Origin of the sequence: Streptomyces sp. NPDC050988 (assembly GCF_044456225.1) — a bacterium.
In the GTDB taxonomy this organism is placed as follows: domain Bacteria; phylum Actinomycetota; class Actinomycetes; order Streptomycetales; family Streptomycetaceae; genus Streptomyces.
On record NZ_JBITFQ010000010.1, the window covers coordinates 222,375 to 236,673 of the forward strand.

Genomic DNA, 14,299 nt, shown 5'->3' on the forward strand with positions numbered 1-14,299 from the left:
GGGGCCGTCCGCACGCTCCGCCTTGGCCGCCGGGCCACGCCCAGCCCAGTCCGGCTCTTCCGGTTGCTGCTCTAACCCCCGCACCACCGACGGCTCGCCCCCGGGTATCACCCCGGGGGCGAGCTGTTCCGCGTTCCCGCAGCCGGGCTGCCGCCTCGGGCGGTTGTGGGTGCGGGACGGGTGTGTCCCGCCGGGCGGTCTCCTTGGGCGGATCGTGGTGCCACGGGGTGGGACGGGGCCAGTTCCCCGCGATGGTGTGCCTGTTGGTGTTTCTACGGTCGTGGGGTGCGCGCCGGGTGGGGCTGGAGGCCCCGTTTTGAGGGTTGCGGCGCTAACCCTCCCACTCGTCACGGTGGGTGCGCAGAGATCACCTGGCTCTGTTTCTGTTCCTCGTTCATCGAAAGGTGCACACCCACATGTTCAACAAGCTCTTCGGTAGTGCCGCGGCCTCCACGACTTCTCAGTCCGGTTCTGTCCCGGCCGCAGGTTCTGTCCCGGCCCGCAGCCGCACCAGCGTGGCGGACCTGACGAAGAAGGCGGCGTTCAGCCTGTCCAAGCACGGTCTGGACGGGGAGCGTGCGGCGGTCTACCTGGTTTTGGACCGTTCGGGCTCGATGCGCCGCTTCTACGGGGACGGCACGATGCAGTACCTGGGCGAGCGGGCTCTGGGCCTGTCGCGGGCGCTGGACGACGACGGCCGGGTCCCGGTGGTGTTCTTCTCGACCGAGGTCGACGGCACGACCGAGTTGGAGCTCGGGAATCACGCCGGACGGATCGACCAGGCGCACGCGAGGCTCGGCGGGATGGGTCTCACCTACTACGCGCGGGCAATCCGCGCGGTCATCGACCACTACCAGGCCTCCGGCGCCACCGATCCGGCGTTCGTCCTGTTCCAGACCGACGGCAACCCGGACGACCGGGCGGCCACCATCCAGCTCCTGACGGACGCGAAGAAGCTGCCGATGTTCTGGTCGTTCGTCGGGTTCGGCGACAAGGTCGACTTCCTGCACACCGTCGATCAGCTGCCGGGCATCGACAACACGGGCTTCTTCCCCGTCCCGGACCCGCACTCCGTGGGCGACAGCGCCCTCTACGACGGCATCACCGCCCAGTTCGGTCCCTACCTGGCGGCGGCCCGGTCTGCCGAGATCCTTGGCTGACCCCTTCTGCCCGCCCTGTCGGCCCCGTGCCCGGACACCGGTCCGGCACGGGGCTGCCCTTCTGCCCGCCCTGTCGGCCTCGGCCCCCGCACCCTGGAGGCCGGGGCCGACCTCCGTGACCGCCCCGCCGTGTCACCGCCCCGCCGCGCCCGGTACTGCCGCCGCCGCTGCGCCTCCGCCGCCTGCCGCCGGTGTCGGGGTGGTGGGTCGGGTGCGGGGGTGGGGGTCGTGGTGCCGGGGTGTCTGGTCGGGTTGCCCGGCTTGGTGGCCGTCTCCGCAGGGTGTGTTCATCCGGCGCGGGCCGTACTGGTTCGCATCCCGCCGGACACACCCCGCCTCACCCCGCCCCACTCCACCTCGTCTTGGGAGTTGTTTGTCATGTCGTGGATCAACGTCGTTGATGTCCTGCTGTTTACTGCGCTCGCTGCGGGCGCGTTGTGGTGGGCGCTCGATTTGGGGACCCGTAAGAGCCGTCTGGTGTTCCTGACGTGTGTGGTCTTTGCGATCAACGTTTCCGCTGTTGTGCAGACCCAGGCCTGGTACGCCCACGCCGTCTACGGCGGTCTGTTGGGTGTCCTGCTTGGGGCACTGCGCCGTGAGAGTGTCCGCCGGAAGTCCGCCCCGTCCCCGGCTACCAAGTCTCCGGCCGCCAGGTCCCGGGCCTGACCCCCGGGCACCGCCTCTTCACCCCCGCCAGCCCCCGGCTCCCCGTAGCCGGGGGCTGGCGGGGCGCTGCCACTCCCGACACCGGGAGAGGCCCGGGAGAGGCCCCCGGGCTGACCGGCGGCCCCGCCAACTGCCCCCGCCGCGCCCGCAACCGGCCCACCCCGCCCCCCGAGGTGGGCCTTTCGCGTTCGCCCGCGCCCGCGCCTGCTCGGACTCGCCCGCGACCGGGGCACTGCTTCTCGGACTCGCCCACGACGGCGTCGCTGCTGCTCAGCCCACCCAACGCTCGTGTCACGCCGGGCGGGGTTGCTGCGCTAGCCGGCCGTGCCTGCACCGTGCTCCACGTCAGCCACCACCCGCCGCACCCCCACAGCCCCAAAAGGCCAGTACGGCGCCCGGCATCCCCGCTCCTGCGTGGCCCCCGCCCGGCACCAACGTCCAGGGGCTGGCACGAAGCAACCCAGTTGAACCTGCCGGAAATAGGAAGGGAACTGCGTGACCACCACCGACATCACGCCGGAACGTACCGCCCAGATCCTCGACCAGGCCGTCCACCGGATCACGACCGACGGCTGGTATGTCCACCAGCTGGCCACCGCCCGCCTGCTGACCCCCAACATGCCCCCGCGCGCGACGTCGCGGGCGGACGCCGTCGGAGTCATTGGGATCGCCGTCACCAGTAGCCCGCTCCAGGTGCTCGGCATCGCAGGCGAGCTGTGCCATGCAGCCGTCACCGCCGTCGCCGCCCACCTGGGTCTCCACCACACCGCCGACGCCGATCCGCGCGAGGTCGAGCGAGCACTCGAAGCCTGGTGTCACAACCCCGGCATCACCGCTACGGACGTCGTTGAGGCGATGCGGGAAGCCGCTGACCGACTGCGGCATCCCGCGCGCTGAACCCCCGCCCCACCCCGCCCGCCCCCGCCGTGTTCGGCCCTGCGCCCCGGAACCCCCGGGGTGCGGGGCCGTCCGCGTACCCGCCCCCACTCCCGCGATGCCCCACCCTGCTGCGCCCGCCCCCGCCTCGCCTGACTCCCGACCCTGCTGTGTCGTCCCGTTCGGGTTGCGGCTCTTACCGGCCGTGCCTGGATCGTGCCGCCACCGGCCGCCGCACCACCGACCGCGGCTGGCCATCCCCCTCTCTCCTTCAAGGAGCACCCCTATGTCGTCTCAGCCTGATGTCACGGTCTTCGACATCGTGATGGACCGCCTCGCAGAGGCTGGTATCGCCTGCCTGCCAGATGATGACGGGAAGGTGCAGGGCGCCTACGCCTGCTACACCTTCGCCGACGGGGCCGATCTGACATGGGCGACCATCAGCAACACGGGCATGGAAAACTCCCTGCACTCCGTCAGCGAGCACGGCGTGATCTCCGGTCACTGTGAGGCCGACCGGGCAGAGACCCGCGGTTTCGGCAGCGGTGACGTGGACAAGGACGTGACCGCGTTCGTCGCCTGGGTCGTGGACCTCGCTGACCGGCACGGCAAGACCTCCCAGTAGGGCCCCGCCCTTTCCCGGCCCAGAACCCGCGGCCGCCCGCTGGGAGTTCGGGGCCGTTTACAGCATGCGACGAGACCCGCCCCCTGCTGGGGGTGGGCTTTTCGCGTTCGTGGTCCCCACCCGCCACACCCCCGACCGTGCCCCGCCGGGCCGCGCAAGGCCAACACCGGCGCCTCACGGGTGGGGTTGCTGGTCTAGCCGGCCGCCCGCGCATCGTGCTCCACGTCAGCCACCCCCGGCCGCACCCCACGAAGGTCTGCGGCTCGGTATCTGCCCGGCTTCTGGAAGGCACCCCCCGTTCATGTTTCTGCATCTGACGACGCTCCTCGACCTCGACCAGGAGCCGATAGGCACCGTCGACGCCCAGTTCGTCGGCGGCGCCTTCTCCCACACCTTCATGGTCGTCGCTACCGACCCCGACCGCACCGGCGGCCAGGTCGCCCTCCACTCCTACGGCCCGTTCGCCACCGACGACGACGCCCGCGCCTGGGCCGCAGCCCACCTCACCCCCTACAGCACCTTCACCGTCGCCCCCCTCGCCACGCCCTACACCGACGCCGAGGCCGGCGCCCACCTCCGCACCCCGCTCCGCCCCTCCACGACCGCGCGCCGCGCCCGCGCCGACACGATCGCCAAGCTCCTCAAGACCTACAACCTTCCCCGCCTGCGCCTGTACCGCGGCACCCGCACCGATACAAGCCGCCGCGGATTCACCGCCCGCGAATGCACCCATCCCGAACTCGGCCCCGTCGTCGAACTCACCGCCCACGGCCCCGACGACTACCAGCGCGAGAGCGACCACCGCCTCATGCAGACCGTGCTGCGCCACGAAGACCCCCGCTACGAGGTCACCGACGAGCGCACCCACCTCCTCGTACGCCGCCTGGCCGACGCCGAACTCCACGCCGCCGCCGACCAGGCCGCCGCCCGCGTCGCCCCCTACCTCGCCGCCCTCACCACCCACACCCCGCCCCCCGCCCAGACCCCCGCCGAGACCGCTGAGGCGGCGTATGTCCTGTTCGATGCTGTCCTGAGGGCCGCGCGGGAGACGGCATCCGACGACCCCGACGACGCTGACCTCATGTGCGAGGTCGAGGCCATGGACGCCCCCGACGCCCTCGCCGCGCTCAGGAAGGCGTGCCTGCCCTCGGACATGATCGAGCCCATCGCGGACGCCCTCGCTCTCCTCGCCCCGCACGCCTTCACCCGCCAGGCAGGCTGAACGCCCGCCCGGCCCGGCGGGTTGCGGCCGTTGGCGCCCGCCCGGCCATGGTCAGCCGACCGGCCCGGGGGAGCGGTGACCACCACCCCGCCCCCCGGGCCGGACCAGCCACCCCGCCCCCGCCACGCCTGGAGTCCGACCGTGACCACACCCCGCCCGCGCGCCGCGACCGTCACCGCCCGCATCGACGCCCCGACCGTCCGCACCGCGCCCGCTGCTTCCCCGCACACGGTCCCGGCCACCGAGTTCGCCCAGGCCCTCACCGCCTGGACTCAGTCCCACCTGCACGCCATCACACCCGAGAACAGCGACACCACCTTCGTGCCCATCACCGTCAACGCCACCACGACCATCGAGGTCCACCCCGGACTCCTGCGCCTGCTCGCCGAGGAGATCCACGCCGCGATCACCCTCCAGCGTGACTTCCCCGACCTGGACCCCGCCGACCTGGACGCCTACGTCGGCAGCGACGGCATCGTCTACCACGGCCACGGCGAACCCGACTTCGAGGCCACCGCAGAGGACACCGAACCGCACGAGGACGGCAACGGCCGCCCCCTGTAGCCGACCGCCCCCGCCCAGCCCGCCGGCCCGGCCCGGCCCGGCGGGTTGCGGCCGTTGACGCCCGCCCGGCCATGGTCAGCCGACCGGCCCCGGGGGAGCGGTGACCACCACCCCGCCCCCTCGGGCCCCCGCACGCCCCCGCCACCGCCTCAGGCAAGGACCCCCATCCGAGATGCTCGCCGCCCTGCTCCGCACCGCCCGCGCCCGGCTGTTCCCCCCGCCGCTCATGACCGCGACGTACACCTGCGGCCGGTGCGGTCTCCGCGTCAAGATCACCGACCACCCCGACCGCGTCACCAGACTCCTCGACGCCGTCCCCAGCCACGGCTGCAAGCCGAAACCCAAGTCCCTGTGACCACCCGCTGCCCGAGCCGGAGACGAGCAGAAACGGAAAACCCCCTTCTCGTGACCACCGCCCCGAACACCACCGCTACCGGCACGGACGTCCTGTGGCAGAACCTGACGGACGCGCTGAACGCCCTCATCGACTCCGGGCAGTTCCCCGCCTTCCACAACCTGAACGGGCCGTACAACAACTGGCAGCACCAGCCGTACGCCACCGACGACGCTCACGCTGACGCCCCCTGGGTCGTCTTCGACCTGACCGCCCGGCAGTTCACCGTGTCCAGCCGGGAGCGGACCCGCAGCGGCGAGCACTCCCGGCGGCCACGCAAGCGCCGCTGACCCCGCTGACCCCCGCCACCCCCCCACACCACACGGAGAACCAGCCCGTGCACGTCTTCCAGCTCAAGCCCCTGTCCGAACGACTCAAGGACGCCGGATGCCCCGGCGACTACACCTACAGCCCCACCGAGGGCCGCATGATCGTCCGCATGCCCGACGGCGAGGTACTCACCCCCGGCGAAGCCGCCGACCGCTACAACATCCCCGTCCTGTAACCCCCGCACACGGCACCACCCCCTGCCAGCCCACCGCACCGACCGGCCCCGCACCCCCGGACACCGTCCCGGGGTGCGGGGCCGCCTCGCGTTCCCGCCCCCGGCCGTCGACCCGCCGCGTCTTGTTCGCCTTGCCCCTCGCAGCGCCACCGTCACCCCAACGACCCGCGAACCCCCCAGAAGGCGACCCCATGCACTCCTTCCCCGCTCACAAAGCAGCCGACATCCGCCGCGCCCCCGCAGCGGCACGCACCCACGTCGGCCGACGCGTCGTCACCGAGTGGTCCGAGTCCTGCGCGTGCGGCGGCAACTTCCTCGGCCACGAGGAGGAGCCGTGCCGTCCGGACTGCACCGGCTACTACCCCGTGCGATGGGACACCAGGCAGCAGAGCGGGGAGGCGATGTGCCCGACCTGCCGGTTCATGAACCGCTGGCTTCACCTGTGCGACCTCACGAGGTGGAGCCGGGAGACGTGCGCGTGCCGCGAGGACCACAGCCTGGAAAGGCTCAAGGTGTAGTGGATCGTCCTCGGACTCTCCGGCGGCGGCCCCTAGGCAGCCGGCCAGCCCGGCGACAGCTACGGCCCCACCATGGCAGGCCCCTGCTACGACTGACCCCCGCGCCACGCCCGCAGCGCCACCCCACGGCCCCGCGCCCCGGACAACTCGTCCCGGGGTTCGGGGCCGCCCGCATACCCGCCCGCGTACCCGCGCACCACCACCACCGTGTCTTGCCGGGCTAACCGCCCCGCGCCACACCGTCACCCCATCAACCAGCAGCGCCCCGATGGGAGTTCCACCGTGACGACCGCCATGACCCGCCGCCACACCGTCACCGCCCGCATCGACACCGCCGACACCGCCCCGGTCTCGGACGTGTGGACCGCCACCGTCTACATGAACATGCACCGCGACAACTTCGACGGCTACGACCCGCACCACCCGCTCGCCGCCGCCATCCGCCGCGACGACAGCGCCCTGCGCCTCGTCTTCCGCGCCAGCGACCGCATCCGCAACCACGAGGACGCCGCCGAAGCCGCCTTCGAGGTCGGCAACCTCCACGGCGCCGACGACAACGGGCAGACCTGGCCCGGCAACATCCGCTCCGTCTCCGTCGGCGACGTCATCAAGATCACCAGCCCCGACTCCCGGACCGTTCACCTCAGCGTCGACTCCTACGGCTTCACGCCCGTCCCGGAGCCCACCACCCTGGTCGACCTCACCGGCCCCCGCGTCACCCACCGGGACTGACCAGCACCGGCCCCGCCCCTGCACCCGCAGGACGGGGCCGGCCGCCGTTGGGGGGGGGGGGGGGGGGGGGGGGGGGGGGGGGGGGGGGGGGGGGGGGGGGGGGGGGGGGGGGGGGGGGGGGGGGGCGGGGGGGGGGCGGGCGGGCCCCCCCCCCCCCCCCCCCCCCCCCCCCCCCCCGGGGGGGGGCCCCCCCCCCGGTGGCCCCCCCCCCCCCCCCCGCCCCGCGTAGCCGCCCCGCCTCGGCCCCGTCCTGCATCCGCAGGCGGGGCCGTCCGCACGCCCGGCACGCGCCCCCTGCTCCGACAGCCGGGGTTGTGCTGCTAACCGTGCCGTACCAGATCCTCACTTCAGCCGGTGAGCGCCCCGCACGAACCCCGCCCCTCGTTCGTGCGCCGAGTGCGCCCGCCCGCCGCCGGGCCCGAGCAGCGGCCGCCCCGCCCCCCTCCGGCCGCGCCGCCCGGCACGGCCGGGCCGCAGGAACCCCCGTCACCCTCTGTTCCTGCGGCCCGGCACCCGCCCTGTGAACCATCCCCCGCGCGCGGTGTCGCTCGCCGCGCCGCGTACCGCCCCACCCCGGCACTCCGCCACCCACCGAAGGAATCGACCATGAGCTACGAGCCCCGCCTGACCCACCTCCAGCCGCCGCAGCACACGCCGAGCGAGTCGCTCACGGGCCTCCCCGCCCGCCCGCCGGTTCTGGCCACCGACCACTCGGCCCGCGCCCTCCCCGCCGACCCGATGACGGCCGCCCTCTCCCTCCCCACCGTCGACATGGCGCGGCGCAGCACCGCGGCCAGCTCGTTCCCCACGCCGGAGGGCATGGCCTCGATCCGCGCCGAGTACTACCCCACAGCCACCCCGGACTTCCAGATCGTCGGACCGAACTCCACCTTCGCCCGGGAGGTCGGCGACCGGATCCGCGCGGCCATCGCCAACAGCGGCATGGAGTGGGAACCGGGCCTCATGCAGCTCGTCGCCCACTGGACGGTCGTCCGCTCCGGCTCCGGCTCAGACCTGGCACTCGCCTGCACTGCCCTCGCGGCGGTCGGCGTCATCGACCCGGCCGCGCTGAACGGCGTGGCCATGATCGGTGAACTCGGCCTCGACGGCACAGTCCGCAGCGTCCGAGACGTCACCGAAACGGTCCGCATCGCCCAGGAAGCCGGGTACAAGAAGTTCATCGTGTCCCGTGACGACTTCGACGAGGTCAGCGAGAACATCGACATCACCCCGGTCGGCGCGAACGACCTCACGGCCGCGCTCGCATTCCTCTTCGAGATGCACGAGCCCGAGACCACCCCCCAGGCACCGCAGGCCCCGACGCAGGGGACACCGGGGAAGGACGCCGGACACTGCGCCCAGTGCGGCCAGCTCCTCATCTGGGACGGCAGCGGCAAGCGCCTGAACGACGAGTGGGGCGAGTACCTCTGCACCGGCCCCCGGCAGCCGGGCCGCCGCAGCAGCGTCCACCTGCTGGCCAAGTAGCAGCCGACGGCGGGCCGGGGGAGCAGGCGACGCCCCCGGCCCGCCCTCACCACCCCCGGCCCGCCCTGCCACCACCCGCGCCCCGGCCCAGCCCCGGCCCGGCCCGCCCTGCACCAGGGACGGGGCCGGGGCGGGCACGTGCGTACGTCCGGTCCCCCCTCACCGCGCCCCCGCCTTCCCCGGAGCGCCTGAACCCCGGTGTTGCGGCACTAACACCGGCGTCGTCCACCGTCCCTGGCGCCGGAACCGCCCCGCCCCTGCGGAAAGCCCCGGCACCACACCCCGCCGTCCGACGGAAAGGCAACCCCCTGTGGGCTACACCCTCTACCGCGACCGTACGAAGCCCTCCGAGACCGACCAGGAAATGTGGGACAGCCCGCTCAACACCTACCTGCGAGAACACCAGATGGGCCGAGCCGGCACCATCTGCACCCTGCCGGACATGATCCGCCACGTGGAGGCGATCGGTGCTCTGTGGTGGCAGTACACGAGCCCCACCCGGGCGACCCTCGGCGCCATCCGCTTCATCAACGGCGGCATCCTCGCCCCCTCGCTGACCCCCCTGATCGACACCTCCGAACTGTTCACCACCGTGGCGGTCGAAGGACTGCGCTCCTGGCACACGCTCCTGGCCACTGACGCCTCCCGACGCGCCGCCTACGGAGACGACCACGCCGATCTGCTGCTGCCCGGCTTCACCTTCGGCGAGTACCTCTTCGAACAGGAGGGCACCGACTGCGTCTTCATCGACGGCACCCTGCGCACGGTGCCCGCCGGGACCGTCGTCGCCATGCTCACCATCGACCGCATCCCGACCTACAGCCCCCCGCAGCACTTCGGCCTCCCCAGCTACTCCGACACCAGAACCCGCATCTCCACCACCGACTACTTCGATCAGGCCGACGCCATCCAACAGGGCTGGAAGAAGGCCGCCGACGACACCGCGCATCAGCAACGCCCCACCACCGGCTGACCCCGGCCCCCGACGCCCGCACCGGTCACCTGAGCGTCGACTCCTTCGGCTGCTTCTCCGCCGTGCCCGAGCCCACCACCCTGGTAGCCCTCACCGACCCGCGCGTCACCCACCGCGACTGACCACCCCGCCCCTCTCTCACGGCCCCGTGCCCGGACACCCGTCCCGGCACGGGGCCGCCCGCACACCACGCCGCTCCCGAACGCTCCGACTTGCCCGGCTAACCCCCCGCCTCCGCACGGTCACGCCACCAGCCGCGCCCCCGCCCCGGGGACCGCGGTCCTTTCAACCGGAAGGCGAACCGCCCCCATGAGCGTGACCGTCGAAGAGATCCCCCTCACCCCCGTCCCCACACAGGAGGACATCAAGCCCGGCCGCCGCGTCCGACTGGTCAACATCTCGCCCGCCTCCCTGAACGGACTCACCGGCACCACCCAGACCAACCCCAGCAGCCGCGTCACCCGCCTGGACGTCCTCCTCGACGAGAGCTCCACCGACTTCCTGCGCCGCGACCACCGCGCCCGCGCCTCCAGCAAGATCACGGTCCCCGCCCCCGACGTCACCCGCGAACTCCTCACCCGCATTCCGAACGACTGCATGTTCTACGCCGAGAACGACAGCTGACCAGCCCCTCCCACGGCCCCGTGCCCGGACACCCGTCCCGGCACGGGGCCAACGGCATGTCCCCGCCCGGTCCCCACAGTGCCCGACAGCCCCGGCCGCGCCCCGCGCCGAGCAGCCGCCCCCGACACCCAGCGCGCCGCCCGTCCCGTGCCGCCCTAACGCCCGAGCCCCCGACCGTGTGGCCCGCCGCGCCCCGCACCAGGGGGCCGGGGCCTGTCGCGCTAACTCCCCGGCATCCCACCGTCGGACCCGCCGCGCCCGCCCCGGCCCCGCGCCGCCAGCGGCCCCGGCGCCCATCCACACCGACCGATGCCAAGGACCACCCGACATGACCCACCCCACCGCCCCCACCACCCCCGAGGACTTCGGCGCCCTGCTCCGCGAAGTCTGCGGCGCCAACCACCAGCCCCCCGCCCAACACGACTGCACGCTCGCCTTCCCCCTCCACAAGGTCCGCTCCATCGCCGAACTCGCCATCGCCGCCCGCAAGCACGCGCTCGGCCCCGGCGAGACCGACGCCCGCCCCCGCCTGTGGTGGATCAAGGGCAACGGCACCTTCCTCATGAGCAACGGCATCGACAACACCCCCCACACCCGCGACGCCGACGGCCAGTGGCACCACATCGTCTACGCCGACAAGTGGGGACCGGACACCGACCCCTCCACCGTCCTCGGCGGCGACGACCTCCACGAAACCCTCGACCTGACCCAGCCGCTCGACGACGGCCAGCTCCTGATCGACATGCTCCGCGAAGCCCCCGACCACGCCACCCGCTTCCTCCTCCACATCACCCACGACGACGACGGCATGCTGCTCTCCATGACCACCAAGTAGCCCCCACCCCTTTGCGGCCCCGTGCCCGGACACCCGTCCCGGCACGGGGCCAGCCCGCGTACCCCCGCCTTGCCCGCATAGCCCTCGGCATCCCACCGTCACCCCCGCCGCAGCCGCCCACGGCACCCCTCCGCAGGCGGCCAGCAGCAGACACCAAACTGACCCCCTCCCACTGACCCGTCAACGCCCCGCCGCTAGACCAGGAGAACCATGACCACCTCAGATGACCTCGCTCCCGGCATCGAGTTCGCCTACCCCTTGTCCGACTACGCTCGTGAGGCCGCCCGAGCCCTCGGCCCGGGCTGGCACGCAGAGGCCGGGTTCCTCGGCGCATGGGGGCTGATCGTCACCGACGATGACCGGCTGGTCGTGCGGCTGTTCGTCGACAACGTCGGCGACCTGCTGCTCGTGCACAACACCTCCGTCGCGTGGCCCGAGGAGCACAAGGTCTCCGTCACGGAACTGCCCACCCCACCACGCTCCCGCAAAGAGCTGCGGTTGTGGGGCGAGGCCATCGCAGCCTGCCTCCGGCACGCCTTCGGCCGACATGCACTGACCGCCGACCTGGACGTCTGACCCACTGCACGGCCCCCGGGGCCTGCCCGCCATCACTGGCCGGGCGGGCCCCTGTCGTGTTCCCCGGCCCTCAGCCGGTGGCGGGGAAGCCGGGGTTGTGTGGCTAGCCCCGCGTGGGTCAAGTGTGGGTCTCGCCGGGCCGCCCCCGACGCGGTCCCCCCACCGCGCGGTGTGCGGCCCTGCACCCTCGACAACCCCACGACCCCCACGCCCACCCCCGGGGGCGGGCCGTCCCGCGCCCCCGGTGGCTGCCCCGCTCCCGTCGGGGCAGCCAACCACCGACCACGGAGAACCCTTCTATGCCCCTCAGCTACAGCGAACAGCCCGTACCCGCCTACTCGATCTGGCAGGCCACCGAGGAGTCCCTGAAGTACCTGGGCGACCAGTGGGGCGCCAGCCCCGGCCCCTGGGGCGTCACCGGCCACCTCCGAGCCTGGGACCGTACCCCGTTCACCGTGGGCGTCACCGCAACCGGCGCCCTCTTCCTCCGCAACGACCAACTCGGCGACGCCACAACCCTCGACCTCACCGCCACCGACACCCTCGACACCGTCGCCCAGGCCATCGCCAACGCCGTCGGCGCCCTCTACTGACACACCCTTCCCACCGCCAAGGCCCCGTTCCCGACGCACTCACGCCGGGAACGGGGCCTTCGCCTCACCGCGCCACCCCCGCCCCCGCCGCCCCCTGATCCTCACCGACCACGACAGCTGACCCACCCGCATCCCACGGCCCCGTGCCCGGACACCCGTCCCGGCACGGGGCCGCTCCCGTGTTTCCCGCCCCGCGCTCCCGCCACCCCAACCCGTATCCCGCCTCCCGGTACCCGCGCCCCACACCCGCCCCACACCCCTCCCAGGCCGCCTACCGTCCGAACGAACCCGCAGGCGCCCAGGCCACAACCAGAAGGGGGGAGCGCCGTGAAGCACGAGACCACCATCAACGAACTCGCCCAGTACCCGGGACTCTTCAGCGTCGTCGACCACATCACGGTCCCCGAGACCAACCCGGACACCGACACCACCGAGGAGGTCACCCTCCCCCCGCCGCTCATCCGCCGCACCCGGCGCCGCGACGACACCATCGTGTGGATACTCACCCCGCCCGGCGTCCACGAAAGAATCTTCGTCGCCGACCAGGCCCCCGTCACCGTCTACCTCAAGGACGTCGACCCCGGCCGCTTCACCGGCCACGTCCCCCAGCAGGCCGCCGCGCCCGCCACCTGGCAACAGCAGCCCGCCACCTACCCCGCCCAGCAGCCGGCCACGCCCCAGCGGCCTGCCGCCCCCTGGTCCAACCAGCAGAGCTGAACCCCGACCCCAGGCCCCGGCCACCGCCCCTGCGGCAGCCGGGGCCGACCCATGCCCGCACCACACCTCACCGCGACGACTGCGGCCACCCCGGCCGCGCCCCGCCCGCCGGACCCGGCGCCCCGGAAGGCCCGGCCGACGGAGCAGCCGGAGGAGAAACGGGAGCGGCCGGAGGCACCGGGGGAGCAGTCACCGGGGGAGCCGAGACCGGCGCCGCGCCCCCGCCCGTCGGCCCCGGCGCGGACGCGCGCACACCCTCCCGCTGCTCCCCACCCGGCCCGCCCGCCGCCACCTTTGCCTTCCCTGGGCCGCCCGCCTTCTCCGGGCCGCTTGCCTTCGCCTTCTCCGGCACCGGATCCGAGCCCTCCCCGGCCAGGTCCTCACGCCCCAGCCGCCGCAGCTCCTTGACCCGCTCCACCCCCACGCCCAACCGGCGCACGCACCCGGCCACCGTCTCCCCGGCCTCACCCATCGCCAACACCACCCGCGCCGCAGCCACCCGCGCCTCGTCGATCCGCACCTGGCCGCGCTCACGCACCCGGCGTACCTCCTCCTCCACCTCGGCAGCCACCGCCTTCTCGTCCTCCACCGCCAGCTCGAAGTCGGCCACCAACTCGTCGAACGCCGCCTCCTGGCGCAGCCGCTCCGCCTCCGCCTCCTCCGCCACCCGCCGCTGCTCGGCCACCCGCTCCGCAGCACGCCCCAGCGCCGCCTTCCGCCGCGCCAGCATCTCGCTGTTCTTCCCCTTGCCCTTGGTCCGGCTTCCCGCCACCGCAGCCACCTCCCGGCCACCCAGGCCCACCCGTCGCAGGCCGCGTCGCGCCAGTCTCAGCCGCCCGCACACCCGCCAACCGGCGCGAGCCGTCCGCGTCCCAGGCCGTAGCACGCCCGTCGCTGCGCCCGGTCCCGCTCACGGGACGACGTCCGAACCGGACGGGGGAGGAGCCCCGCCCGGGGGCTGATCGTGGTGAGGGGCTAGCGCCAGGAGTATGGGATGCCGGTGGGTGCCGGTGGTGTGGGGATGCCACGGGTGCCGGGTCTGTGGTGAGAGCCGGTGTGGGTGAGGATGTGTGGCCGCCGGTCGGTGGCCGGCCGGTCGCCGTACACCTCTAGCACTTTTGACCCACCACCGGCCGCAGGAGCCGATTTCCCTCTCGGCGGGACGCGTTCGAAGGTTGTTTTTCGAGCCCTGGGAGGTTCGGGGCTCCGAGCCGGTCAGCGCCCGCATGACCCT

Annotated in this window: 19 protein-coding genes; 18 read left to right on the top strand and 1 reads right to left on the bottom strand. The window is 73.3% G+C overall.

The window, feature by feature from the left end; genetic code table 11:
• The first annotated feature begins 416 nt into the window (after window positions 1–416).
• The 18 genes from ACIBEI_RS23240 (at window position 417) to ACIBEI_RS23325 (ending at window position 13,065) form a co-directional block, all read left to right on the top strand.
• On the top strand, window positions 417–1,160 hold the full coding sequence (locus ACIBEI_RS23240) for a VWA domain-containing protein (protein ID WP_398891757.1): 744 nt from the start codon (window positions 417–419) through the stop codon (window positions 1,158–1,160).
• Between the two features lie 378 nt (window positions 1,161–1,538).
• Entirely contained in the window at window positions 1,539–1,826 is a 288-nt protein-coding gene (locus ACIBEI_RS23245) for a hypothetical protein (RefSeq protein WP_398891759.1), read from the top strand.
• A 495-nt stretch (window positions 1,827–2,321) separates the two neighbouring features.
• Window positions 2,322–2,723: a hypothetical protein gene (locus ACIBEI_RS23250; protein WP_398891761.1), complete on the top strand. Its 402-nt coding sequence runs from the start codon at window positions 2,322–2,324 to the stop codon at window positions 2,721–2,723.
• Between the two features lie 265 nt (window positions 2,724–2,988).
• Window positions 2,989–3,327: a hypothetical protein gene (locus ACIBEI_RS23255; RefSeq protein ID WP_398891763.1), complete on the top strand. Its 339-nt coding sequence runs from the start codon at window positions 2,989–2,991 to the stop codon at window positions 3,325–3,327.
• A gap of 301 nt (window positions 3,328–3,628) precedes the next feature.
• Window positions 3,629–4,549, top strand: coding sequence for a hypothetical protein (locus tag ACIBEI_RS23260; RefSeq protein ID WP_398891765.1), 921 nt, complete (start codon window positions 3,629–3,631; stop codon window positions 4,547–4,549).
• Between the two features lie 141 nt (window positions 4,550–4,690).
• Complete coding sequence (locus ACIBEI_RS23265) at window positions 4,691–5,113, top strand: hypothetical protein (RefSeq protein WP_398891767.1); 423 nt, start codon at window positions 4,691–4,693, stop codon at window positions 5,111–5,113.
• A gap of 172 nt (window positions 5,114–5,285) precedes the next feature.
• Window positions 5,286–5,468, top strand: a complete 183-nt coding sequence (locus tag ACIBEI_RS23270; protein WP_398891769.1) for a hypothetical protein — start codon at window positions 5,286–5,288, stop codon at window positions 5,466–5,468.
• A gap of 50 nt (window positions 5,469–5,518) precedes the next feature.
• Window positions 5,519–5,797: a hypothetical protein gene (locus ACIBEI_RS23275; protein WP_398891771.1), complete on the top strand. Its 279-nt coding sequence runs from the start codon at window positions 5,519–5,521 to the stop codon at window positions 5,795–5,797.
• Window positions 5,798–5,844: 47 nt separating this feature from the next.
• The gene (locus ACIBEI_RS23280) at window positions 5,845–6,012 is read left to right on the top strand and encodes a hypothetical protein (protein WP_398891773.1); all 168 of its coding nucleotides are present in this window, start codon (window positions 5,845–5,847) and stop codon (window positions 6,010–6,012) included.
• Window positions 6,013–6,203: 191 nt separating this feature from the next.
• Window positions 6,204–6,530: a hypothetical protein gene (locus ACIBEI_RS23285; protein ID WP_398891775.1), complete on the top strand. Its 327-nt coding sequence runs from the start codon at window positions 6,204–6,206 to the stop codon at window positions 6,528–6,530.
• Window positions 6,531–6,812: 282 nt separating this feature from the next.
• A complete protein-coding gene (locus ACIBEI_RS23290; RefSeq protein WP_398891777.1) occupies window positions 6,813–7,262 on the top strand; it encodes a hypothetical protein in 450 nt (149 codons plus the stop codon).
• A gap of 606 nt (window positions 7,263–7,868) precedes the next feature.
• The gene (locus ACIBEI_RS23295) at window positions 7,869–8,747 is read left to right on the top strand and encodes a magnesium chelatase domain-containing protein (RefSeq protein WP_398891779.1); all 879 of its coding nucleotides are present in this window, start codon (window positions 7,869–7,871) and stop codon (window positions 8,745–8,747) included.
• Between the two features lie 310 nt (window positions 8,748–9,057).
• Entirely contained in the window at window positions 9,058–9,720 is a 663-nt protein-coding gene (locus tag ACIBEI_RS23300; RefSeq protein WP_398891781.1) for a hypothetical protein, read from the top strand.
• Window positions 9,721–10,029: 309 nt separating this feature from the next.
• A complete protein-coding gene (locus ACIBEI_RS23305) occupies window positions 10,030–10,344 on the top strand; it encodes a hypothetical protein (RefSeq protein ID WP_398891783.1) in 315 nt (104 codons plus the stop codon).
• Window positions 10,345–10,672: 328 nt separating this feature from the next.
• The gene (locus tag ACIBEI_RS23310; RefSeq protein ID WP_398891785.1) at window positions 10,673–11,179 is read left to right on the top strand and encodes a DUF3085 domain-containing protein; all 507 of its coding nucleotides are present in this window, start codon (window positions 10,673–10,675) and stop codon (window positions 11,177–11,179) included.
• A 210-nt stretch (window positions 11,180–11,389) separates the two neighbouring features.
• The gene (locus ACIBEI_RS23315) at window positions 11,390–11,755 is read left to right on the top strand and encodes a hypothetical protein (RefSeq protein WP_398891787.1); all 366 of its coding nucleotides are present in this window, start codon (window positions 11,390–11,392) and stop codon (window positions 11,753–11,755) included.
• A 299-nt stretch (window positions 11,756–12,054) separates the two neighbouring features.
• Entirely contained in the window at window positions 12,055–12,348 is a 294-nt protein-coding gene (locus ACIBEI_RS23320; protein WP_398891789.1) for a hypothetical protein, read from the top strand.
• Between the two features lie 327 nt (window positions 12,349–12,675).
• On the top strand, window positions 12,676–13,065 hold the full coding sequence (locus tag ACIBEI_RS23325; RefSeq protein WP_398891791.1) for a hypothetical protein: 390 nt from the start codon (window positions 12,676–12,678) through the stop codon (window positions 13,063–13,065).
• 67 nt (window positions 13,066–13,132) lie between these two features.
• Here ACIBEI_RS23325 and ACIBEI_RS23330 read toward each other — a convergent pair whose 3' ends face one another.
• Window positions 13,133–13,837, bottom strand: coding sequence for a hypothetical protein (locus ACIBEI_RS23330; protein WP_398891793.1), 705 nt, complete (start codon window positions 13,835–13,837; stop codon window positions 13,133–13,135).
• Between the last annotated feature and the right edge of the window lie 462 nt (window positions 13,838–14,299).